Annotated in this window: 20 protein-coding genes and 1 tRNA gene; 6 read left to right on the forward strand and 15 right to left on the reverse strand. The window is 34.6% G+C overall.

Features of this window, described 5'->3' with window-relative positions; translation table 11 throughout:
- Positions 1-28: 28 nt before the first annotated feature.
- Positions 29-316, reverse strand: coding sequence for an HU family DNA-binding protein (locus ACSSV9_RS05720; RefSeq protein WP_437346280.1), 288 nt, complete (start codon positions 314-316; stop codon positions 29-31).
- A 209-nt stretch (positions 317-525) separates the two neighbouring features.
- Here ACSSV9_RS05720 and ACSSV9_RS05725 point away from each other — a divergent pair, with 209 nt between their 5' ends.
- A complete protein-coding gene (locus ACSSV9_RS05725) occupies positions 526-2,409 on the forward strand; it encodes a putative porin (RefSeq protein ID WP_437346281.1) in 1,884 nt (627 codons plus the stop codon).
- Here ACSSV9_RS05725 and ACSSV9_RS05730 read toward each other — a convergent pair.
- Positions 2,406-3,164, reverse strand: coding sequence for a TrmH family RNA methyltransferase (locus tag ACSSV9_RS05730; protein WP_437346282.1), 759 nt, complete (start codon positions 3,162-3,164; stop codon positions 2,406-2,408). The two genes, ACSSV9_RS05725 and ACSSV9_RS05730, sit on opposite strands and share 4 nt — an antisense overlap.
- 264 nt (positions 3,165-3,428) lie before the next feature.
- Between ACSSV9_RS05730 and ACSSV9_RS05735 the strand changes: the two genes are divergently transcribed.
- Both ACSSV9_RS05735 and ACSSV9_RS05740 read left to right on the forward strand, forming a co-directional pair.
- Positions 3,429-3,501, forward strand: a tRNA-Thr gene (locus ACSSV9_RS05735).
- Between the two features lie 387 nt (positions 3,502-3,888).
- Complete coding sequence (locus tag ACSSV9_RS05740) at positions 3,889-6,111, forward strand: NADP-dependent isocitrate dehydrogenase (protein WP_437346283.1); 2,223 nt, start codon at positions 3,889-3,891, stop codon at positions 6,109-6,111.
- 227 nt (positions 6,112-6,338) lie between these two features.
- Here the strand turns inward: ACSSV9_RS05740 and ACSSV9_RS05745 are convergent, their stop codons facing one another.
- The 4 genes from ACSSV9_RS05745 to ACSSV9_RS05760 all read right to left on the reverse strand — a co-directional run bounded on the left by ACSSV9_RS05745 (position 6,339) and on the right by ACSSV9_RS05760 (position 12,054).
- On the reverse strand, positions 6,339-8,546 hold the full coding sequence (locus tag ACSSV9_RS05745) for an ATP-binding protein (protein WP_437346284.1): 2,208 nt from the start codon (positions 8,544-8,546) through the stop codon (positions 6,339-6,341).
- A gap of 408 nt (positions 8,547-8,954) precedes the next feature.
- Positions 8,955-9,680, reverse strand: coding sequence for a LytR/AlgR family response regulator transcription factor (locus tag ACSSV9_RS05750; protein WP_437346285.1), 726 nt, complete (start codon positions 9,678-9,680; stop codon positions 8,955-8,957).
- Between the two features lie 5 nt (positions 9,681-9,685).
- Complete coding sequence (locus ACSSV9_RS05755; RefSeq protein ID WP_437346286.1) at positions 9,686-11,533, reverse strand: TIGR03545 family protein; 1,848 nt, start codon at positions 11,531-11,533, stop codon at positions 9,686-9,688.
- Entirely contained in the window at positions 11,530-12,054 is a 525-nt protein-coding gene (locus ACSSV9_RS05760; RefSeq protein WP_437346287.1) for a TIGR03546 family protein, read from the reverse strand. Before ACSSV9_RS05760 ends, ACSSV9_RS05755 begins: the two co-directional genes overlap by 4 nt.
- A gap of 201 nt (positions 12,055-12,255) precedes the next feature.
- Between ACSSV9_RS05760 and ACSSV9_RS05765 the strand changes: the two genes are divergently transcribed.
- Both ACSSV9_RS05765 and glnA read left to right on the forward strand, forming a co-directional pair.
- Positions 12,256-12,702: an Lrp/AsnC family transcriptional regulator gene (locus tag ACSSV9_RS05765; RefSeq protein WP_437346288.1), complete on the forward strand. Its 447-nt coding sequence runs from the start codon at positions 12,256-12,258 to the stop codon at positions 12,700-12,702.
- 9 nt (positions 12,703-12,711) lie between these two features.
- Positions 12,712-14,142, forward strand: coding sequence for a type I glutamate--ammonia ligase (gene glnA, locus ACSSV9_RS05770; protein WP_437346289.1), 1,431 nt, complete (start codon positions 12,712-12,714; stop codon positions 14,140-14,142).
- Between the two features lie 58 nt (positions 14,143-14,200).
- On the opposite strand, the gene ACSSV9_RS05775 is transcribed toward glnA, so the two are convergent.
- The 9 genes from ACSSV9_RS05775 to katG form a co-directional block, all read right to left on the reverse strand.
- Complete coding sequence (locus tag ACSSV9_RS05775) at positions 14,201-15,676, reverse strand: phytoene desaturase family protein (RefSeq protein WP_437346290.1); 1,476 nt, start codon at positions 15,674-15,676, stop codon at positions 14,201-14,203.
- A gap of 1 nt (position 15,677) precedes the next feature.
- Positions 15,678-16,301, reverse strand: coding sequence for a tetratricopeptide repeat protein (locus tag ACSSV9_RS05780; protein ID WP_437346291.1), 624 nt, complete (start codon positions 16,299-16,301; stop codon positions 15,678-15,680).
- 83 nt (positions 16,302-16,384) lie between these two features.
- Entirely contained in the window at positions 16,385-17,386 is a 1,002-nt protein-coding gene (locus ACSSV9_RS05785) for a glycosyltransferase family 2 protein (protein ID WP_437346292.1), read from the reverse strand.
- An 80-nt stretch (positions 17,387-17,466) separates the two neighbouring features.
- Positions 17,467-18,084, reverse strand: a complete 618-nt coding sequence (locus ACSSV9_RS05790; RefSeq protein ID WP_437346293.1) for a lysophospholipid acyltransferase family protein — start codon at positions 18,082-18,084, stop codon at positions 17,467-17,469.
- Positions 18,085-18,090: 6 nt separating this feature from the next.
- A complete protein-coding gene (locus ACSSV9_RS05795) occupies positions 18,091-18,738 on the reverse strand; it encodes a carotenoid biosynthesis protein (RefSeq protein ID WP_437346294.1) in 648 nt (215 codons plus the stop codon).
- A gap of 8 nt (positions 18,739-18,746) precedes the next feature.
- A complete protein-coding gene (locus tag ACSSV9_RS05800) occupies positions 18,747-19,589 on the reverse strand; it encodes a phytoene/squalene synthase family protein (RefSeq protein ID WP_437346295.1) in 843 nt (280 codons plus the stop codon).
- Positions 19,590-20,000: 411 nt separating this feature from the next.
- Positions 20,001-20,351: a DUF2200 domain-containing protein gene (locus ACSSV9_RS05805; protein ID WP_437346296.1), complete on the reverse strand. Its 351-nt coding sequence runs from the start codon at positions 20,349-20,351 to the stop codon at positions 20,001-20,003.
- 228 nt (positions 20,352-20,579) lie between these two features.
- Positions 20,580-21,134 carry an SRPBCC family protein gene (locus ACSSV9_RS05810; RefSeq protein WP_437346297.1) on the reverse strand — a complete coding sequence of 185 codons (555 nt, stop codon included), beginning with the start codon at positions 21,132-21,134 and terminating at the stop codon, positions 20,580-20,582.
- Between the two features lie 97 nt (positions 21,135-21,231).
- On the reverse strand, positions 21,232-23,424 hold the full coding sequence (gene katG, locus ACSSV9_RS05815) for a catalase/peroxidase HPI (protein WP_437346298.1): 2,193 nt from the start codon (positions 23,422-23,424) through the stop codon (positions 21,232-21,234).
- A 200-nt stretch (positions 23,425-23,624) separates the two neighbouring features.
- Here katG and ACSSV9_RS05820 point away from each other — a divergent pair, with 200 nt between their 5' ends.
- Positions 23,625-24,566, forward strand: a complete 942-nt coding sequence (locus ACSSV9_RS05820) for a hydrogen peroxide-inducible genes activator (protein ID WP_437346299.1) — start codon at positions 23,625-23,627, stop codon at positions 24,564-24,566.
- Positions 24,567-24,568: the final 2 nt, after the last annotated feature.

Consider the following 24,568-nt stretch of genomic DNA (forward strand, 5'->3'; position numbering starts at 1 on the left):
TAAATATTTAAATGAGCAGAAAAATCTCTTACTTTTTGTCCGTTCCCAGTATTGCGTCTTTTGCAGCTTTAACGAATCTGAATTTGAGAACTTTCTTTGCAGGAATTTTAATGGCTTCACCAGTTTGTGGATTTCTTCCTGTACGGGCTTTTCGTTTTGAAAGGACTACTTTACCCAATCCGGGAATGAGAAATTCTTTTTTAGCTTCTTTGTAAGCCAGAGCAACAAACTCTTCGAGAAATTGTGCAGTTTGTTTTTTTGTAAGCCCGGTCTTCTTTGCCATGTGATCTACAATTTGACTCTTTGTCATTGGCATAGGATTACTCCTTTTATTATTGAATATTTTACATTCCTGCTTTTAGCAGACGTACAAAATTTAACAATTTTTCAACTTAAAACAAACATTTTTTGTCTTTTTTATCAATATTTTGATTTATATCATAAAGCTGAAATTAATCAATAGATTTCACGCTTTTTTGATTAAATAATTAAAACTATCTTTGCACTATGAAAAAAGTTAAAACGATGAAAAGAATTTTTGCACTCCTGATTTTTTCTTTTTTAACTATTAGAGGACAGTCAGATTCAACTCTTCACAGAATGGGCAATTTAATTGACTCAACTGAAAACTCAATTAGTAAAAGATATATAAATTTTTCAGATTACCGATACACAGGCGATCTTATAAAATTCATGCCGTTCGGATTTTTGAGAGATCTTGGTACAGTGGGCCAACCACACGAATCGATTTTATACGGCGAAGGTTTCAATAATATCTCCGTTTTAAGCGACGGCGTATTTATTAACGAAAAAATTTTCAATGCCATCGACCTAAATTTATTTCAGTCGGAAAGCATTGAAAAGATTGAGTTAATTCCACTTACAAGAGGTTTTTTATATGGTACGAACAACAATCCGACATCGCTGAATTTCGTTTCAAGAAATTATCTCTACGAAAGACCGTTTACAAGATTGCGTTATTATCAAGCACCATACGATGAAGGTTTCATTGACGGCTATTTCAACTCTAACTTTTCCCAAAAACTAAATATATCATTCGAAATTACCAATCAAAGCACAAGTCCTCGCTATCCTAATAGCGACTACAGTCTATGGGCATATACATTAAAAGCAAACTACAGATTGAACGATTCCACATTTGCTTTTTCCTCGTTTAAATATTCCAGAACCAATACTCAATTAAACGGAGGTGTGAATATCGACTCGGTTGTAAGCTCACCACTTGATTATGAAAATTCCGTGATTTATAATCCATTACTTGCGCCTGTTAATTTCTATTACAGATATCAAAAATCAACCTTTCGATACTTTGACATTGGAATAAAATCGTATCTTGCATCAAATGCGCCTTACAAAATTTCTTTCTTTTTTCATTCGCATCTGAACGAATACAGGCAAAACGATACAACTTATTTTATTACTCAAGCAAATGTCGATACGATTATGCGGGACAACCGCTCGCAAACAATTGGATTGAATTATAATCAATCATTAAATCTCGGTGCACTCAAATTTTATTCTATTAATCAGTTTGAATATATTTCGCTATCTTCATCTTTGATCGATAGGGACAAATTTACGACTTTTGCTTCCTCTTTAATCGTGACTACCAATTTAATTAACGAGAATATCGAACTCTCTTTCTTTGGTAAATATCTCAATTACAACGGGAATTCCTATCCTGGTTATGGATTTGATTTCAACATACTCTCATCTTCGTATTTATCATTCTACGCGGGTTATTCTAACTTTAGCAAACCTTATAATTTATACGAAAGAAGTCAATTTAATGAGAGTAACGAACAGATCTATCATACTGCCGAAGTTAAAATATCTTACCATTCACCTTTATTGAGCACTGAAGTTTCATATTTCCGTAAGGAAATCAATAACAAATTAATAATGACTAAGGCTGGATTCATTTCAAAAAATGTTACACTCAATGGAATTAATTTACGTTCTGAATTGAAACTCTGGAAATTACTGTTTGAAACAAACGCATGCCACTATTTCAATACCGATGGAAGAAATTCACTCGCCTTGCCCGAGTTTGTAATGACCGGCGGAATTTATTATGTAGATACGCTATTCAATCGAAATCTGAATTTTAAGACTGGTTTTAATATTTACCTTTACGGCAAACGGCAGGGAATTTATTACGACTTCGAGAAAATGATATCTACTTCATGGCAGTATTACAAAGACGATGACTATTTATTCAAGTCCTCAAATCAGATCGATTTTTTCTTTGCCGGTCAATTGCAGGAACGAGCTATCCTTTATTTTGTCCTGGAGAATATGTTTAATTCCCGATATTTCATAGTTCCATATTATCCTAAACAAGAGCGTTCGGTGAGATTCGGTGTTGCATGGGAATTTTTCGATTAAACTCTACGAACCAATTCTGAAATTAAAACAGCCGACGCAGAAGCAACATTCAACGATTCTGCTTTGCCATATCCTGGAATCGTAAGGTATTTATCCGTTATCGACTTCAATAATTCAGTCGGGCCATTTGCTTCATTGGCAAGAACCAGAACAATTTTTCCTTCGGGTTTAAAGTCATAAATGTTCTCTCCAGTTAAATCGGCGGTAAGAATAGTGTATTTCACTTTTTTGAGTTCAGACAAAAATTCATAAAAATCATCGGGACGTAAAATCTCCACGTGAAAAATCGAGCCCGCCGAAGCTCTGATTACTTTCGGATTAAAAATTTCCGCGCAGTCTCTGCTAATAATAATTTTTCCCAATCCAAACCAGTCTGCATTCCGTGCAATTGTGCCCATATTTCCAGGATCGGAAATATCTTCGAGTGCAAGCAAAAATCTGGAATTGGAAACAGAGAATGAGAAATCCTTTTCCATAAAAAATCCGATTATACCCTGCGGCGACTCCGTATCGCTTAGCCGCTCCAATTCTCTTTGAGTTATTAGCTTTGAATTGCATCCTTTCTTTTTCAGATACTCTAAGAATTCTTCTGATTTTTCTTCAAATTGATTTGTATAAAAAACAATGTCGCATGGATAGTCTGCTTCGAGGGCTTCTTTGATTAATTTTGCCCCTTCCACCGGGAATTTTTTCTCCATTCTTCGGTATTTCTTTTTCTGAAGGGAGGAGTAATATTTAAGTTCATTTTTTGTCATGTTTACATGAACAAAAATAAAAAATTTCGCATCGATATTGCACTTAAACGAGATAATTTAGTAGATTTGCACTCGTCAATTTTGAATTGGTAAATAGCTCCGTCAACTGACGGAGGTAGAGCAGCTGACTTTAAGACTTTTTTTGCTGGCGTAGCTCATCCGTCAACTGACGGAGGTAGAGCAGCTGACTTTAAGACTTTTTTTGCTGGCGTAGCTCATCCGTCAACTGACGGAGGTAGAGCAGCTGACTTTAAGACTTTTTTTGCTGGCGTAGCTCAGTTGGTAGAGCAGCTGACTTGTAATCAGCAGGTCGGGGGTTCAAATCCCTTCGCCAGCTCACTCAATAAAGACCCGATATTTTTATCGGGTCTTTCTTTTTTTAAATAAACTTTCAATCAGACTAAATAATATCATTTATTAAGCTAATCCCGCCCAATTTGAACTGGTTTAGTTAAAGAATCAGTTACTTTAATTATTCGTGTCTTCCACTTGTAACAATTTACTCAATATTTCCGCTGCAATATTAATGATGATTTGGTAAGAATGAATTTTAATGAGAATTTACTAATAATCCCTTTCTATATGAGCATTTTTTGATTTATACATTGTTCATAAAAAATATTTCGTGTCTTTCTATTCAATTATGTTCTTTAATTATGCTTAAATCTGTATTTTAAAGCGATAAATAATAGACTTAATAAGAAAATTTAAGAGGAAAATAGTCATGAGTTTTAAAATAATATGGACAAAAACAGATGAAGCGCCAGCTTTAGCGAGCTATTCTTTGCTGCCGATATTAAAATCATATACAAAAGGCACAGGCATTGAATTCGAAGTAAAAGATATTTCACTGGCTGGAAGAATACTGGCTAATTTTCCGGAATATCTGAATGAGGACCAGCGAGTTGACGACCATTTAGCTGAACTCGGCAGACTTACACAGGATCCTAATGCCAACATTATTAAATTACCGAATATTAGTGCCACAATCCCGCAGTTGAAAGCAGCAATTAAAGAGCTGCAGGAAAAAGGTTATCGGATACCGGATTTCCCCGACGAACCCAAAACAGACGAAGAAAAAAAATTAAGGGAAAGATATTCAAAAATATTGGGCTCTGCAGTTAATCCGGTTCTGAGGGAAGGGAATTCAGACAGGCGAGCAGCAGCATCTGTAAAAAAATTCGCACAAAAACATCCTCACAAAATGATGAAACCATGGTCGAAAGATTCCAAAACTCGCGTTGCTCATATGAAACAAAACGACTTCTATGGTACTGAAAAATCGCTAACTCTTGACAAAAATAATGAAGTAAAAATCGAATTCGTCGACAAGAACGGGAATACTATCATTTTAAAAGAAAAGTTAGAATTGCTTGAAGGCGAGATAATAGATGCAGCAGTAATGAACGTAAAAGAGCTGAGAAAGTTTTATGAAGAACAGATTGAAGAAGCACGAAAAGATGGTCTTCTATTATCGCTTCATCTAAAAGCGACAATGATGAAAGTTTCTGATCCGATCATGTTCGGTCATGCCGTTTCGGTCTATTTTAATGAAGCACTTGAAAAACATTCTGACACTTTAAAAGAAATTGGTGCGAATGTTAATAACGGACTGATGGATGTTCTTGAAAAATTAAATAAACTCCCAGAAGAAAAGCGTTTAGAAATCGAAAACGACATCAATAAAGTATATGAGAATAGACCGGGTCTTGCTATGGTCGATACGCGCACCGGCAGAACAAATCTACATGTTCCTAACGATGTAATAATCGACGCTTCGATGCCGGTTGTTATTCGCGACGGTGGAAAAATGTGGAACAAAAACGACGAACTCCAGGAATGCATAGCCATGATACCCGACCGTAGCTACGCCACAATGTATCAGGCAATAATTGACGATATCAAAGCAAACGGTCAATTCGATCCTGCAACAATGGGTGCTGTTTCGAATGTTGGTCTGATGGCTAAAAAAGCGGAAGAATATGGCTCTCACGATAAAACATTTGAGTTGAAATCCGATGGAATTGTAAGAGTTGTTGACAGTGAAGGCGAAACTTTGCTTGAACAAAAAGTTGAAGCCGGCGATATTTTTAGAATGTGTCAAACAAAAGACGAAGCCGTAAAAGACTGGGTAAAATTAGCTGTTAACAGAGCGAGAGTTTCTTCCTCTCCAGCTATATTCTGGCTGGACGAAAACAGAGCTCACGATAGAGAAATTATCGCAAAGGTAAATAAATATTTAAAAGAACACGACACTTCCGGACTCGAAATTAAAATTATGAAACCGACAGACGCAATGAAGTATACATGCGAGCGCTCACGCAAAGGTCTGGATACTATTTCGGTAACAGGAAATGTACTTAGAGATTATTTGACGGATTTATTTCCGATACTGGAATTGGGCACAAGTGCCAGGATGCTTTCGATAGTTCCACTTTTAAAAGGAGGCGGATTATTTGAAACTGGCGCCGGTGGGTCGGCTCCTAAACACGTAGACCAACTTCTCAAAGAAAATCATTTAAGATGGGATTCGCTCGGTGAATATTGTGCTCTTGTACCATCTTTAGAAATGGTTTATGAGAAAACCCAAAATTACAAAGCAAAAGTGCTTGCCGAAACTCTCGACAGAGCTATCGGAAAATATTTAGAAAACGGGAAACTACCGTCACGTAAAGCAGATGAAATTGACAATCGAGGCAGTTCTTTTTATCTGGCTCTCTACTGGGCAGAAGAATTAGCATCACAAAATGACGACAAAGAAATTAAGTCCCGATTTGAAAAAATATTTAAAGAACTTTCAACAAACGAAGAGAAGATAATGAAGGATTTAATTTCTGTTCAGGGTAAGCCGGTAGATCTCGGCGGATACTATCTACCAGATGACAACAAAGCTGAGTCGGTTATGAGACCCAGCACCACATTTAATAAAATCATAGATGAGCTTTAATATTAATCCAATTAGTCTCGCTTAAACGGACAAAGAAATTTATCTTTGTCCGTTTTTAATATTAAATCCGCAAAAGGCCAATAATAAGGATGTAATAAATTCTTATTCTTCCTTATTATTATGAATTCAGCAAATTGGAAGAAAAATTTATTCATTTATTATTGCGTATAAAATAACGGTTTACCTTAATTTAAGTTGTTCATTATGAAATATCAGAGATAACGATTCTAGATATTTTTATCTTCACAGTTAAAAATCACAATGAAAACAGAACCTTCGCCTTTTTTGCTTTTCACATCAATTATAGCATTGTTCAACTTGCAATACTTCTCAACCAAAGCCAATCCTAAACCGTTACCATCGTACAATCTGGTATAACCGGTCTCTTCTTGAGTAAACGGCATGAATAATTTTTTCATAAACTCTTCACTCATTCCAATACCAGTATCTGAAACTTCAACTTTAATTTTGTTATCAAACTCTGAAACTACAATTTTCACTTCTCCTTTATTCGTATATTTAATAGCATTATCAACCAGATTAGCAAATATTTGATGTATGCTGTATTCGTCCCCTTTAATTTTAGTATTCTTTGCAAAACATTCATACTTTAGGCTCAAACCCTTATTTTGTGCTAAAATCTTGAATTCTCCGAGTATCTTATTACTCAAAATTTCCCTTAAATCAAGAATTTTAAATTGTGCCTCGTAAGAATTGGTTTGTATTTCGGAATAGTTAAGTATCATATCAATTGTTCTGATTATTCGTGCAGCAGCAATATTAATACTTTCAAATAGTCCTTCTATATCAGAATTATTCGATTCTGGAATTTCGTCTCGAATTAACTGCATACTTCCCGTAATAATATTGATCGGGGTTCTTATTTCATGCGACATTTGAGCTAAAAATTCCGTTTTCATTCGATCAGAAAGCTCTGCTTTGTTTTTGGCTATTTTTAGTTCTTCAAGTATTTTTACACGTTCTATAAATTGTCCAAGTTGGTTTGCAATAATTTCAAGCGTTCTGAGGTCATCCTCTGAATAGGCAAGTTCATTTTCATAGTCCTGAAGAGCAATTACTCCAATGGCTTCGCCGTTAATTGCATTAATTATCGGTGCACCCATCCAGATAGCTGCTTTGTGGCCTATTATTTTAATACCTTCATTTTCATTGGGATCGGCATCACGTAACTTGACGAGCTTTGCTTTTTTATTAACTCTAACATAATCTGTAAGTCCATTTTTCAAATTAATTGGTTTATTAATTACATAATCATCATACAGATCGATATGATAAATCAACCGATACAAATCACTTTCATTATCATAGAGAGCTATATAGAAATTTTCTGCTTTTAATATTCTTTTTATTTCCTTGTGAATTTGAGCGGAAAATTCAGCCAGACTTATTTCGGAGATGGATATACCTGAAATATCGTAGAGCAATTCTTTTACCTTTTCATTTTTCTTTTTTTCTGTAATATCTCTTGAAACGCCAATTATACCGATCGGATTTCCAAATTCATCTCTTAAAAAACTTGTATTAATGCTCAGTTCAACTAAGTTTCCGTCTTTTCGTAATGCCTGAAATTCAAAAATTCGTGTGCGACTTTTATCAGCATCGGGTAGTTGCTCCTTTGCAAGTTCTTCATTGAGCCATGCATTTATTTTTTTCAAAGTTTCAACCGGGAATAAATCTTTTAGCTTTAATTTCATACACTCTTCGACAGAGTACCCAAGATGATTCTTTACAGAAGGACTGATATAAAGAGGTTTAAAGTCTAAGTCGGTCAACCAAATTGTGTCAGTTATGTTATCCGTTATTAGTTTAAGCTTTTCTCGTTCACTCGATAATTGTTGTTCATAGTAAATTCTTTTTTCTTCATTAAGAAAGATTAATCCGAGTAAAGTAGTAGCAATTGGAAATAGGGTCACAAACGGCAGCCAGATTTGTCGTATTATAAACCAGCCGCTCGGAAATGGTATTATGAGTAGTTGTGAAATTAGAGTTACAATGTGCCCAATCAGACCTGCAAAAAATAGAGTTGTTAAAGTATAATAGATAGGATTGTTATTATAGTGACGTCTAATAATTAATCCGGTTAATGCAGTTCCAATAATAGTCGCCACACCCGCCAGGATTCCAGAGCCACCCATATATATTCTGAAGCTCGATGCAATAATAACAGCAATCGTAGTGCTAATTGGTCCACCAAAGAGCCCTGTCACAATCATAATAATCGAACGTCCATCATAAATAATTCCAGGTGCATATCGATACGGAATGTTCATCCCTGCTATAGCCGACGCGCCAAAAACAATTCCTATTAGGATGTTAAAGAGCACTCCGTTTTTTTTACGTAAATTGTAGAGAAGATTAAACGAGGAACCGATTGCAATCAGCAAAGAAGCGTTTAATAAAAGAGCTCTTAACATTTATTCTCTTTTTGAAGTTTATATATTCCAATTAACGATTGCAAAAAGGATCTAGAAAAAACCTGATAATAAATTATAACTTAACTTTAGATTAATCAATTAAAATTCATTCGTTATATTAAGAAATCATTTTTCTGAAAGTTTTTTTGAATACTGCTTAATAATTCTATCAATATTTACTGAACATACAAAACTTAATAGTAATATTATTTTCGTATTAGAACTCCTGTATTAACAGCAGGAGAAGTTCAATAAACAGTTTAATTGGAATTTATAATCGTGTTCTAATTGCTTGATGAGTATTTATGACTAATTTTTCATTTAGCAAAAAGTGGATTTCACCATTATTTGCTCAGCGTTAAAGATTCTCTTATTTCTATAGGTATTTTATCAGGAAAAGAATAATAATTACTTTATCACTTTCCCTTTCAAATCTGCCCAATAACTTTTTCCTATCCTTACAGGCCGGTCATAACCTTCGAGATTAAAAATCCTCGTTTGATCTGATAATTTTTCGATTTGCTTTACGTAATTTAGATTTATAATTACACCCCTGTGTACCCGGGCAAAATGACTGGGTAGAATTTCTTCCCAATTCGACATCGATTTTCTGATGTTGTATTTATTACCATCGCTGGTTGTAATAATTGAATAAATATTGTCCGCTTCGATAACAACTATCGATTTAACCATTACTTTTACAATTTTATTCCCAGCATCAACAAAAAGAAAATCCTCCAAAGTCAGTCTATTTTCTTTGTAATTAGTTTTTTTCTTCAATTGTACTTCAATTGCTTTTATAAGCTCCGATATTTTAAATGGTTTTGTCAGGTAATCGTCTGCACCCATTTCCATTCCTTTCCTGAAACTTTCCCGCTCCGATTTTGCGGTTATAAAAATGAATGGAATATTCCTAAACTCCTCCAAGCTGCGAACTTTCTCGATTACCCAGTAACCGTCGTATTCAGGCATCATAATGTCGCAAAGAATAATGTCGGGTTTAACTTCTTTTATAAGACTCAATCCTTTAAAGCTGTCGTATGAGATAAATACTTCAAAATCATTCAAACTCAAGGCGGATTTTATACTTTCACACAACACCTTGTCGTCTTCAAGCACAACAATTTTTTTCATTGTCCCTACTTTATGAGTTTATTGAGTTGTTTTTCGATGAATCCTTTTTTCTCTTCTTCGAGTCGTTTGTTTAATTCTTTTTTCTTCTCTTCAATCAACTTGTCATAATTTTCAACCAGCTCTCTATATTGATTAATCCGCTCTTCAATGGGCACAACTTTTTCATTGTAAATTTTTTCAAGTTCTGCTCTTTTGGCAGCCACAATCTGGTCGAATCGTTCTTTCAACCGCCCTTTCAACATCTCTACTTCCTGACCGATCGACCTTCGAATGCCAGCGGCAATTTCCTCGTCTAAATTTGTGCTCAGGGAGATATCATATTTCCCATCATCAATCCAGAATCTGAGAGTTGTACTAAGTTTTTTAATACCATTCAATGTATTGTATACAATTCTTTCAACTATTGATTCGGGCTGTTTTTCAAAAAATAGAATCATATTTGTAAATGTATTATCCAGAATCACGTTCAAATCATTTTCGTTAATGAAGATATCAGCCTTTGTGGATAAGAAAGCATTGTTAATTTCTGTGGGCAAAAATTTATTGGTGCCAAGTTTAACTTTTCCAACAGGAACGTCTCTGAGTTCAATTCTATACTTATCAATTTTACGAAAATTTCTTCTTTCGATTGTACCAGCAATAAAAACATGGCGATTGTTACTCAGTTCACCTTCGAGTTTAAAAGTGATCGGCTTACCCGTAAGATTTTGATTGTCGGAAATATTTTCTATTGTACCTTTACCCACAAAAATTCGACTGTTTGGATTTCCACCCGTTACTCTGATTTCTTTTATCCAGAAATCGGGATATGTGCCTTCTACCGGGAATTCGATGTCTTGTCCTTCGAAACGGGGCGGCTTCTCGTAGTCTGGTTCAGGTTTGTATTTCTGAATGCTTGCATTAATCAATTCCGCATAGGCGATGTAATTCTTTGCTCGCTCCTGGATTTCATTACCAATAATTATCGGCGCCAATCGGGGAGATTTAATGTCGGGTAATCTCGCCAGCTGTTTTAGTCTCTCGTAATCTTCCAAAGAAATTCTCCGAAGGGTGTCATACGCATTTCTATAATATGTAACTTCGCTTTTTATTTTATTGAATCGCTCTTCATATTCAGTTTTAATTTGTTTTAATGTTTTATATCCCCTGTCGGCTTTTTCGATTGCTGCTAAAATATTTTGAGCATTATTTAGACTCTTCGGTTCGATCTTTTTAATTTCCTCAATCTGTTCAATTAATTTATTTTTATTTCTTTCGTATTGACTAACAATTTCATTCCACTGGTCAGCAGTTTCCGATACTTTTAAGCGGAGGGAATCAGCGAAGTAATATGTTTTTAGGTCGAGTAGTTTAATCAGACTGTCGGGATTAAAATTCTTTTTAATGTCATTAATGTCGAAGCGGGGTATGTTGCCCATCATTTCGTCGAAGGCTTTACGGTAAGACCTAATAAACGACTTTTCTGCCCTGTAAAGAGTCGATTTTTTCCTTTCATCTTCGGGTAAAGCACCGTCGGTCGTTCTTTTACTTAGCAATTGTAATCCGTTAATATCAATTTTTTCAATGATTATCTTTTTTCTGAGCAATTGATTAAAGTCGACTCCGAACTTAACTTCGCCTGTTTCAATAGCATTTGTCCACGTGTTATACGGATTGGCAATTTGAAGTTTTTTCCAGGTAATTTCGATTGGAATAAAACTAAGATGTAAATCGTCGACTTCCGCTTTGGCTCCCGTAACGGATTCAATTGAAATTTCGATTGCTCTTTCTACCCATCTGTCCGCAAAAAAATAGACAAGTCCACTTACAAGAAGAACAACAAACAGTAAGAAAAAAAGAACTCCCTTCCTCATATCTGCATATCCCTTATTTTAATGTACCATTTGACAATATCGTTATGCCTGAGGATTTCATAGATTTTCAATTTCTGAATTTTAGAATAGAGTTTTTTTCTGTAAAGCACAGTTATTTTTTTCATACCAATATAGACTGGCAGGAATAAAACTAATGCAGTCAAAAAACTGCCCATTACTACAGTATTGTTAAAGTTTGTAAGTGGCGCCACAGGTGCATTGTAGAGATATGTCCAGAAACCTTTCAGAAAATCGACCTGCGTAAGAATTTGAAAGCCGAGCCAGTGAAAAAACGGATCGAATAGATAAGCAATAAGATTGCAAAACGTAATAGATAGGAATGCTGCGGCGAGATTAACATTCAAAGAGAGGAGAATAATCCAAAGTAGCAATCCCTGCAAATTGAATGAAGGCGACAACCCGATAGCCATACCGATTGCAAAGCCGCCTGCTATTTGTGCGGGCGATTGACCCTCTCTGAATATCTTAATTACATCTTTTATTAATTTAATCCAGAACATGTTTTTTTCTATTTTTTTGAAAACTATAATTAAAAATAAAGAAAACTATTTATAGTAAATAAAAAATTTTGTTATGTTAGAATCTATAAAACGAGGATACAAAAGTTCCAATTTTTTTAAGAAAATATTTGCATCTCAATTTTGCATACCTTATATTTTAAGTCACAATTTTACATTAACCTAAATAAATAAGAGTGTGCTATGTTAGACGACTTAGATATTGCCATACTGAAAAAACTTCAGGAAAATGGCAGGACAAAGCGGAGCGAACTTGCCGAATTGATCGGCTTATCCCTCCCTTCGCTCAGCGAACGGCTCAAAAAGCTGGAAGAACATGGAATCATTGAAGGCTACTACGCCAAACTTAATCGACACGTATTCGGCTACGATATTATGGCATTCATTATTGTTATGATGGATTCCTCGAAGAACTATGAAAAACTTGCCGAGCACGTTAAAAAGACTCCGGAAATTCTCGAATGCTATGCTGTTCTGGGTGAAGGTTCACACATATTGAAAGCAATCGTTAAGGATACTAAATCCCTCGAACAGTTGCTTAATAAGATTCAATCCTGGCCGGGAGTTACTCGTACTGTTACTAATTTTATTTTATCAACTATTAAAGAAACAACAAAAATAAATCTATAGGAGTAAGCAATGGGCAAAGAAAAAGAATCTGCAGTCGAAAAAATTCTTTCTTATATAGAAAAGAATAAGATTGAATTCGTCGATTTGAAATTCATGGATTTCCCCGGGCAATGGCAGCATTTTACTGTACCAATTAGAGTATTCGACGAATCATCCTTTGAAAATGGATTTGGGTTCGATGGTTCATCTATCAGGGGATGGAAAAGAATTAATGAAAGCGATATGATTATAATACCCGATCCTGATACAATGTTTTTTGATCCATTTATCGAAGCCCCGACTATTTCCTTAATTTGTGATGTTTATGAGCCGGCAACAAAAGAAAAATACGACCGTTGCCCTCGTAATATTGCTCAAAAAGCCGAAGCATACCTTAAATCGACAGGTCTTGCCGACACATCATATTTCGGTCCTGAAGCCGAATTCTTTGTTTTCGACGATGTCCGTTTCGATTCCGGACCAAATTTTGCTTTTTATCAAGTCGACTCGATTGAAGGCAAATGGAATTCCGGACGAGAAGAAAATCCTAATCTTGGATATAAACCACGTTATAAAGAAGGATACTTCCCTGTTCCACCTACAGACCAGTTGATGGATTTAAGGAATGAAATGGTGCAAAATCTTTTAAAAGTAGGCATCGAAGTTGAAGCACAGCATCACGAAGTTGCTAGCGGTGGTCAGTGTGAAATTGACATGAAATTTGCTCCGCTTCTTAAAGCCGCCGATCAGTTATTATTATTCAAATATATTGTTAAAAATACTGCCCGCAAGCATAACAAGACTGTAACATATATGCCCAAACCGATTTTTGGAGACAATGGTAGCGGCATGCATGTTCACGTCAGTTTATGGCTGAAAAACAAACCACTTTTTGCAGGTGGTGGTTACGCTGGTTTAAGTGAAACTGCTCTCTATTTTATTGGTGGTATTTTGAAACACGCCCCCTCCCTTCTTGCATTTACGAATCCTACAACAAATTCATACAAACGACTTGTTCCGGGATTTGAAGCTCCCGTTAATCTTGCATATTCACAACGCAATAGAAGTGCCTCGATAAGAATACCAATGTATTCGAATTCACCGAAGGCAAAACGAATTGAATTCCGTTGCCCTGACCCTTCGAGCAATCCATATCTGGCATTCTCGGCAATATTAATGGCAGGTCTTGATGGGGTTATGAATCGTATTGATCCAGGAGATCCGCTCGACAAGGATATTTATGATATGTCGCCCGAAGAATTGAAAGACGTACCTTCAACTCCGGAATCGCTCGGGGCAGCACTCAGAGCTCTTGCCGACGATCACGAGTATTTGTTAAAAGGTAACGTATTTAGTGAAGATGTAATTAATGCATGGATTAATTATAAATTGGAAAGAGAGGTCAAACCGATGGCATTAAGACCTCATCCGTTCGAATTCGAGCAATATTTCGATGTATAAAGAACTTCCTCCCTCATCTATTTTATCCCGGTTTATGCATTTATGCATAGCCGGGATTTTATATTTTTGAATCATATATACGTTCAGCAACCAGCCGAGAACTAATAACTGCCATCGGCAAGCCTGCGCCTGGTACGGTAGAAGCTCCTACGTAAAAAGTATTTTTAAATTGTTCATCAAAATTTTTGGGACGAAAGGCACCCACCTGTTTTATATCATGTGCTAGTCCTAAGCCAGAACCTTTATATAAATTAAATTGGTCCTGCCATTCTAATGGAGTAAAAGCTTTTTTATAAATTATATCTTTGGAAATGTCTTCACCAATTCTTTCCGAGAAATCATTTATTATACTATTTACAATTGAATCCCTATCTGACCAGTCTTTTTTATAAATTAGATTCGGCACTGGACATACAAAGAAAAGTGCTTCACACCCTTCGGGAGCACATTCATTATTATATTTTGAAATTACATTCACATAATAATATGGTTTCTCTAAAATTCCAGGATCACGCATAACATCGCGAGAATATTCTTCGAAATTATCACCAAGAAAATAATTATGATGTTCCACCTGCTGCAATTTACGATTAACTCCGATATAAGCCGTGAGATAACCCATTGTCCAGTTCATTTTATTTAGCTTCTGATCAGAAAATTTTGTGCGTTTGAATACTTTCCCCCTGAACCAAGCTGCATCGGAATTTATTACAAAGAGATCCGCTTTCCATTCTTTGCCATTTTGATCTATGAGCGATATTAGCTTATCTTTATTTCCTCTAAAATCCACAATTTCGGTATCATAATAAAACTCAGCTTCCAATTCACGTAGACGATTAACTAGACTTGTAACAATAGTGTACATTCCACCTTTTACATTATAATATCCGGTGTATTTAAATTCTATGTAAGATAATAAAGTATAAACGGCATTTGTATCAAAAGGAGTACGCCCGAGAAAGAAAGCAATTAAAGAAATTATCTGTCTTAATTCTTTCGATTCAAAAAAAGAACTGGTTTGTTCCCAAAAAGATTTAATAAGAACCGGAAGGTGAGCGGGATTTACTTTCATTAACGCCAGAATAAATTCAAAAATTGTATCAAAATTTTGCTTTATAACAATATCAACCGTATCCTTATATATTTGCTCGCATTTTTTTAAATAAGCTCTAAATTTTCTTTCAAATTGTGGTTCTAATTTTTCAAGTTGTTCATTCAATTTTTCAATGTCTTTATATATATAAAATGGTTTCTCTCCATTCTTAAAATGAACTGTATAGAGAGGATTAAGTTCAATAAATTCAAATGGCATAGAAATGCCACAATCATTCATCAATTCTTCGAATTCGTAAGGCATGCTAAAAAAGCTAGGCCCCGTATCAAAAGTAAATCCGGCTTCTTTAATTCGGTTCAGCCTTCCACCAGGTTGATGATTTTTTTCGACAAATATAACTTTGTAACCTCTGGAAGCCAATCGCAGACCCGTTGCAAGTCCACCAATTCCCGTACCCACAATCAATACTTTTTTATTCATATTATTTCATCCCCAATAGTTTTGGATAAAGATTTTTTTTCACCCAATCAAATTCTGGTTCAATTTCAAGAGCAATCAGACAGAATTCCTCCGCTTTATCATATTCTTCCAACTTAATATATGTATTTATAATACTTACAAGCAGATTAAGATAATTCCAGTTATATCTGATCTGATGTTTATTTTTTTTCATTAATTCGTATGCATGTAGATAGTGTACTAAAGCTTCTTTCTTTGAACCACCAAATAAAGCGGGAGTATAAAATGCAATGTTACCTAATTGTATATATCCCATCGGATTTTCAGAATCTGCTTTAATAGCTTGGGTAGCATATTTGAGGCTTTTTCTACCAATGAATGGAGCTTTATATTGAGAGATGCCAATCTCATATCCTATAAGAGCTGCCTTGTACGCATATAAAGACGAAAGGCAGTACTGCTTATTTTCTAAATGTTTAATAATTTTCTTTGATTTTTCGATATAGTATTCGGCACTGTTATATTTTTTCCCGTCAATACTCCAGGCAATATATCCATAATAATAATTGAGTAATTCAAGGTATTCTTGGTCCGAAAATATTCCTCTTTCTTCAATCGAATCGATGGTCGTTTTCCATAATTCCATATTATTATACACATAAGCATAATAAATCGATTTGTTATTCTGAGAATATAAGCTACTTAAAAAAAGAATTGATAGAAAAAATGTTAAATATATCTTCCTTTCCATGTATAAGGCTTTCCCATTTTAATTAAAATTGCATTAATTATTGCATGAAGCAAAAAGAATTGCTGCAGAGGAAAAAGAAGTAAGTTTATTACAAAGTTTTGATTGCTCGTTAAGGAATAAAATAATTGTATGAAAACAAACTCAATTACATAGATTGCTAAATAATTAGTATTAACAAAAAGTATTGGAACAAATCCTAAAGCCACAAGAGCCCAGAAAAGTAATGATAAAGAAAAACTATTGCCAAAAAACATTAGGATATTTTTTGAAAATCCTTTTAAAGCTTCCGAATAGGAATTGTACATTCTACAAACAACTCGATTTTCTCCTGCAATACATCCAATTCTCACTTTTTGTGATTTCAAATATCTCGCTATATGTATGTCTTCGACCACTGAATTTTTAAACATTTTATGAAGAAAATATTTTCTGTAAAGGTTTGCTTCAAAAAGCATGAATTGACCATTTGCCGCAGCCTGCGACGCAAATGGTGAAATTCTTACTAATTCCAGAGGAAGTAACGTAAGAAGTATGTAATTCATAATAGGTACGGTAATTCTTTCCCCTAATGTAATCATTAGCTGTTTTGGGAATATCGACAATAATCCCAAATTGTATCTTTTAGCATAGGCAATCGCATCATCTATTATTTTGCCATAAAGACGTACATCTGCATCAATAAAAAGTAAATAATCACCTTTTGCAATATTTGCCATTTGATGACATGCATAATTTTTTCCACGCCACCCTTCCGGTAGATTTGTAGCATCTATTAATGTTATTCTATCATCCAATTTTTTAAATTCATCAACAATTTTTTTTGTGTCATCAGATGAATTATCATTATAAACTATTATTTCGATTATGGGAGTTTTTATTTTATAGAGATTATTCATAAGTTCTGCAATATTTTTTTCTTCATTGCGAGCAGGAATTAAGATTGATACCTTTACATTTTTATCATTATTCGATACACTCAACTTGGGTCGAAAAATATAATTGATCAGAGTGTTTATGAATTGTAATGTTATAAAAATAAACGATATATAAGCCAGGTAATTCATTTTTGAGTTATATGTTTGTATATCGCCTCAGTATAGAATTTATTATACTCACTCTCGAGTATACTGACATCCTTATAAGTAATCTTACACGTTTTTATGAACATGTATAAACTTGGTTTCCTATTGGAAAAATAGTCAATAAGATTAACAACAAATAATATATTGACGTTATCCGGACACTTTTTTAATATGTATTCTACTCCTCTTTCGAATTTAATATTTGTGTTATAAATTGAATTAATTTCACCCTGCGGGAATAAAAGAACCATATTTTCATTGCACGACAATAATTTTGCAGCATAGTCAATTGTTTCTAAGACTGAACGGGATTTCTTCTTAACCGAAAATCCACCACTGTACTGAAAATACCAATGTTTTTTTAACTGTTCTTCCAACATCATAAAATGAAATTTACGTTTCAAAAGTTTTTGATTTAGATACATAATAAAAAATCCGTCCCACCAACTGACATGATTGGCAAGAATTAGCAGTGATTTACCGCTGTTTATATAATCGCCTTGTATAAAAACATCTTTGAAATTCATTTTAATCAAAATTCTTGTAAGCACTTTGAACATTGGATATATAAAAAAGTGATGTTTTGATTTCAGCATAACTATTCACATCAAAAAAAATAATAATAAAAAGAAAATAAACTGACTGCAGAATAGAAGTGGGGCAAAAGAATTCTTAAAATCCACTCTAAAAAGCCGAAGAATCAAAACCATAATGAATCCAAGTATGTACCATGCTATATAATTTTTAATCGGTACTGTTATATTTAGCCAATACCACATATTAAGTTTATGTGCCACCTGCTCCAAAAATAAATCATAGATCACCATAAACAAGGGAGCAATGAATAAAACTAACGTATTTTTAAAATTAAATTGTGAAAGAAGTGAAACAGACGCATATGACAAAATAAGCCAGTTGATACCAATAATCAGCGGCACTCCGAATAATTTTGGTCCTAAAGAATTACCATATAAATATTTACCGAAAATTAAACCGGTATAAATACCTGCGACTTCGATAAAATAACCAATGAGATAAACTAAAATTAAGCCGAGATATGAAGGAAATTTAAATTTTTGACCTAGTATAAAAATCAAATACGCACTTATTATAATAGAAACTGGGATTAAGTCCTTAAATAATTCGCGAGTCGTTGGTATTATAAATCCAAGAAGACCAACTAAGTAATAAATTACTATAAATTTTTTTATTTCAGATTCGGCAAATACATTTTTAATAGGTAGCCGCATAATCAACTTTATATACGATTCGTTATAAACAAAATAATTACCTTAAGGAGAATAAAAATTTTTCTGACATTTGAAATTCTCATTCTTTTTGTAAGTACATGATCCGGTTTAGCCTTTTTAATTTTTTCGAACAAAGTTTTATAGTAAAAATATGCAATGGCTACTGCTAATTTGGCTCTTCCTGGTAAATGACATATACCTCGATATGCTTCAGTGAAATCTGCTTCAATTTCTTTCTCAATATTTTTTTTAGAATTCTCATCAAACACTCTATCTTTTATTTCAGGAAAATAATTCCTATTTAGTTCATAAATATCATTCCTTAAATCACGCAAAAAATTTACTTTTTGAAATGCAGATCCCAGTTTTTGTGCCGGTATTTCCAATTTTTTATATAATTCAAAATTGTTGTTGCAAAATACTTTTAGACACATTAAACCAACAACGTCAGCTGAACCGTATACGTATTTATTTATCTCGTACTGATTCTTATAATTCTTTTTTGTCAAATCAGACTCCATACTATTCAGGAAAGAATCTATTTGTTCTCTCGTAATTCCATATTTCCTGACGGTTTCTGAAAACGACATTAATATAGGATTGGTTGATATACCGTTTTCTATCGCATAATATAAATCTTCTTTAAGCTTATTAAGTAAAAATGGCTTATCAAAGCCATGGAAAGTATCAACAATTTCATCTGCAAGTCGGACAAATCCATAAATAGCATAGATAGCATTCCGTTTTTCTTTGTCCAGAAAAAAGGTTGCCCACGAAAATGATGTACTGTACTGTCTGGTTATTAATCCAGAAATTTTAAAAGAGGTTTTAGAATATAACTCCAGACTCATTTATATTATTGCCGATTGTTGTCGACTAAACACTCACGCTTATGGAAATAGTTCTATATCAATCATTACTTTTACTATAATTTTAAGTAAATAATAGGACTTATTTGTAATATAAAGAAATTGTTATCTTTTAAAAATAATTAAAATGATATCACTTAATTATTTGACAGTAAATAAAATAAAGCGTTCTTGATAATCGGCAATAACTCTTTCTCTCTTAAAATCTTTCAGAGAGAACTCAGTATAGTCTTATTAAGATATTCGGAGTAACCAATTTCGGTTAGATTTATACTGCGATATTGCCAGTATCTTTTATAACAACAATGATTTATTTAAGAAGCGAATTTCTTCGAGGGATTAATAGATAGTTGCGAGTTAGCGGTTTACTTGCAGTCAAAGTTAATATGGGCATTATTTTCTGAGTATCTTATCCATTGCCTTGCCTTTTGCAAGTTCGTCGATTAGTTTGTCCATGTAACGAATCTTCTGCATGAGTGGGTCTTCAATCTCTTCGACGCGATAACCACAAATAACGCCCTTTATTTTTGAAGTATTCGGATTCATTTGAGGAGCTTCTGCAAAAAAAGTCTCAAAATCGACTTTCTTGTCAATCTGTTTTTGTAATGATTTTCTGTCATATCCTGTTAACCAGCAAATGATAGTATCGACTTCCTCTTTTGTATGCCCTTTTTTCTCAGCTTTATTTATGTAATGAGGATAAACGCTTGCAAATGGCATTTTAAATATTTTTGAATTCTGCATGAGTAATTTCCCTTTTTTATTTCATATTCTACTCAACTTTAAAATTTTCTATAAAACTTATTAAAGGATATACAGAACAACTGTATAAATCAAATACCATATCTTTCAGAACGTGAAAAAATAATGTAATATTTTGTTTTTAGTAATTTTCCTACAGTTGAATCTGAAAAAATAATGGAAATAGTTGCTTGACTTATTTTCTGATGAATCAGTATTTCTTTGATCAGGTCACTTCATTTTTTCACAGGCTTCTTTCAGTTCAATAAGATTTTCTTTCATACCGCGTTCAAGATTACGCTGAAAATAATTCGGGAATAAAGACGGTAGCAAACCCTGTAAACTTTCATTTACTGTTACAACTGTACTATCATTTTCATATTCGAATTCCCAGTTATGAACAGCATAAGCACCGAACGTACGACCTGTCCAACCAAAATATTTTGTTGGTTTGAATGTATGTATTTCTGACTCAAAAGAAATACCTCCAGCCTTCCATTTGAAAATTGTGCCTGCTTTCAGCTTGCCTTCTAATTCTGCACTGCTGACATTTTTCTGCCAATCAACCCATCTTTCAATATTTGTAAGAAGATTCCATACATTATCAATTTTACTTCCTATTTTGATTTGAGCATTTGCATAAACGGAAGCCTTTTTATTTGCAGGTATCTTGAAATTGTCAGTATAATTATATGAAATATACTTATTGAATTTGTTGCTTTCAGAGAAATAATAGACGACCAATACTGCAACTATAACAACGAGAATTATTAATATTATTTTCACAGCAAATTTTATTTTATTAAATAAACTGTCATTTAAAAATTAAGCCGCAGCTTTTTGCCGCGGCTTAGGTTAATCAAGAATTCTAACTTTAGATGATTTATTTCAAATCGAATCTGTCGAGTTCCATTACTTTCGTCCAGGCTTTGACAAAGTCTCTAACGAATTTTTCTTTATTGTCGTCACAGGCATAGAATTCTGCAACAGCTCTTAATTCTGAATTATGTCCAAAAATCAGGTCAACGCGTGTTGCTTTCCATTTCGGTTTTCCTGTTTTCCTATCGCGTCCTTCAAATACCTTCTTTTTATCATCCAATGGTTTCCATTCGGTACTCATATCGAGTAAATTGACAAAGAAATCATTGGTCAATTGACCTGGTCGATCGGTAAAAATGCCGTATTCTGAATTGTCATAATTTGCTTTCAAAGCACGCATACCACCTACAAGCACAGTCATTTCTGGAACTGAAAGAGTAAGTAGTTGAGATTTATCGATTAAAACGTGTTCTGCACAAACAGCAACGTTTTCTTTGGCATAATTGCGGAATCCGTCTGCAATTGGTTCCAGTACTTCAAATGATTCTACGTCTGTCAATTCCTGAGTTGTATCATTTCTACCCGGAGTAAAGGGCACTTCGATATCATAGCCTGCATCCTTAGCAGCTTTTTCGACAGCAGCAGAGCCGGCTAGAACAATCAAATCAGCAAGTGAAATTTTTTTTCCGTCTTTCTGCCTTGAATTGAATTCGCTCTGAATCTTTTCGAGAACGTTAAGAACTTTTTTCAACTGCGGAGGGTTGTTAACTTCCCAGTTTTTTTGAGGTTCCAGTCTTATACGTGCGCCATTGGCACCGCCTCTTTTATCCGAATTACGATACGTAAATGCCGAACCCCATGCCGTTGTAACCAGTTCCTGTATTGAAAGACCTGATGAGAGAATATTTTTCTTTAAATCAGCTATATCGTTTTTGTCAACCAGTTTGTAATCAATCGGTGGAATTGGATCCTGCCATATCAAATCTTCTTCGGGCACCTCGGGACCGAGATATCTCGTCTTTGGACCCATATCCCTATGAAGTAGTTTGAACCATGCGCGTGCATAAGCATCAGCAAACAATTCAGGATTTTCGTAGAATTTTCTCGAAATCTTTTCATATACGGGATCAAATCGTAATGAGAGGTCGGTAGTTAGCATACCAGGCAGATGTTTTTTATTCGGGTCGTGTGCATCGGGTACAGTTGGTTCTGCATTTTTTGCAACCCATTGATATGCACCTGCCGGACTTTTTGTCAACTCCCATTCATATTCGAAAAGATGTTTGAAAAAATCGTGTCCCCACTTTGTCGGGGTTGTAGTCCAGGTTAATTCCGGCCCTCCGGTTAAAGTATCAGGACCTTTGCCGGATTTATATTTATATTTCCATCCGAGACCCTGTTCTTCCAGGTCGGCTGCTTCGGGTTCGGGACCCATCAATTTTGGATCGCCCTGACCGTGAGTTTTTCCAAATGTATGACCTCCGGCGATAAGAGCTACGGTTTCCTCGTCGTTCATTCCCATGCGTCTGAAAGTTTCCCTGATATCTTTTGCTGCTGCAACTGGATCGGGATTTCCACCAGGACCTTCCGGATTAACATAAATTAGCCCCATTTGGACTGCTGCCAGTGGATTTTCTAAATTGCGTTCGCCTTCATAACGATTTTTATCCGAGAGCCATTCTTTTTCCGACCCCCAGTAAATACTTTCATCGGGTTCCCATGCATCTTCTCTACCGCCACCAAAGCCGAAGGTTTTAAAGCCCATGTCCTCCATTGCCACATTGCCAGCAAGAACCAGCAAGTCAGCCCATGATATTTTGTTGCCATATTTTTTCTTAATCGGCCAGAGAAGACGGCGTGCTTTATCTAAATTTGCATTGTCGGGCCAGCTGTTCAAAGGAGCGAAACGTTGAAAACCACCGTTTGCACCGCCCCTGCCATCGCCGATTCTGTATGTACCAGCTGCATGCCACGACATTCTAATAAATAAAGGTCCATAATGACCAAAATCAGCAGGCCACCAGTCCTGCGATTGCTTCATTAAATCTTTCAAATCCTTTTTGAGCGCTTCGTAATCGAGACTATTGAATGCTTCTTTGTAATTGAAATCTTTGTCCTGCGGATTGGATAATTCCGAATGCTGCCTTAAAATATTAAGGCGTAGACGGTCAGGCCACCAATCCTGATTGGTTGTTCCCTTTGCACCAGCTCCATGCGGAAAGGGACACCTTGCTCCTTCGTTATTAATGTTGCTCATTTTTTTTCCTCACATTTTTTGTTTAATAATTTAGATAGTTTATTCAATCTTGATTATAGTAGAACAAAGCGGATTATACTTGCCCGTTTACTAATTCGTCGAATTTATTTCAATTAATTACAGATAAAAGATCGTATAATTATAGCTATAAATCAAATCAATAATTTTTATATTCGCATAGATATTTTTTATAGGTAAAAATGACAATTATTCAACTCGAATATTTAGTTGCGGTGGAGAAGTTCGGTAGTTTTTCTGAAGCTGCAAAGAATTGTCACGTTACGCAACCAACGCTCAGCATGCAAATTCAAAAACTCGAAGAAGAATTAGGTGTGAAAATTTTCAGGCGGGACAAATTCCCGATTGCTCTAACCGCAATAGGCGAAAAAATTATAGCTCAGGCAAAACAAATTCTGAAAGAGAAAGAAAGAATCAACATTTTACTGCAAATTGAAAAAGGAGTTTTTGCCGGAACTTTAAAAGTAGCTATAATTCCAACAGTATCATCTTATCTGTTACCGATGTTCTTACGTAATTTTATCAGCAAGTATCCCGAAGTTGAACTAATAATCGACGAGGTAACTACGGATGAAATTATTAACGGTATTCACAAAGGGAACTTCGATATCGGTATTATTGCACTCCGTTCGTCGAACAGTAATTTAATTACAGAAACTCTATACTATGAACCGTTTGTAGCATTTCTACCACCAAACCATAAATTGATGAAGAAAAACAGAATAAGTCAAAATGACCTGAATGTAAACGATTTTTTGTTGCTTAAAGAAGGGCACTGTCTCAGAGAACAAACTCTATCTGTTTGTAAAACTGATGAGACAGATTGGGTATCTAAAGGAACAAAAGTTGTTTTCGAAAGCGGTAATCTGGATACTCTGATTAAATTGGTCGAACAAAACTTCGGAATGACTTTGTTGCCTTACCTTTCTCTGCAATATATTAAAGACAGAAACAAGTCAAAACAAATAAAAGAATTCGTTAAACCTGTGCCCAAAAGAGAAATCGGATTTGTTTATTCCAGCACTTTTATAAAGAAACATCTTCTCGAGGCACTTAAGGAAGAGATATTGAAAGTTATTCCCAAAGAACTGAAAGAGAACAAAGATGGACTAATAATTCATTAACT

It is taken from the genome of Melioribacter sulfuriphilus, from assembly GCF_051488685.1.
GTDB lineage: Bacteria > Bacteroidota > Ignavibacteria > Ignavibacteriales > Melioribacteraceae > Melioribacter.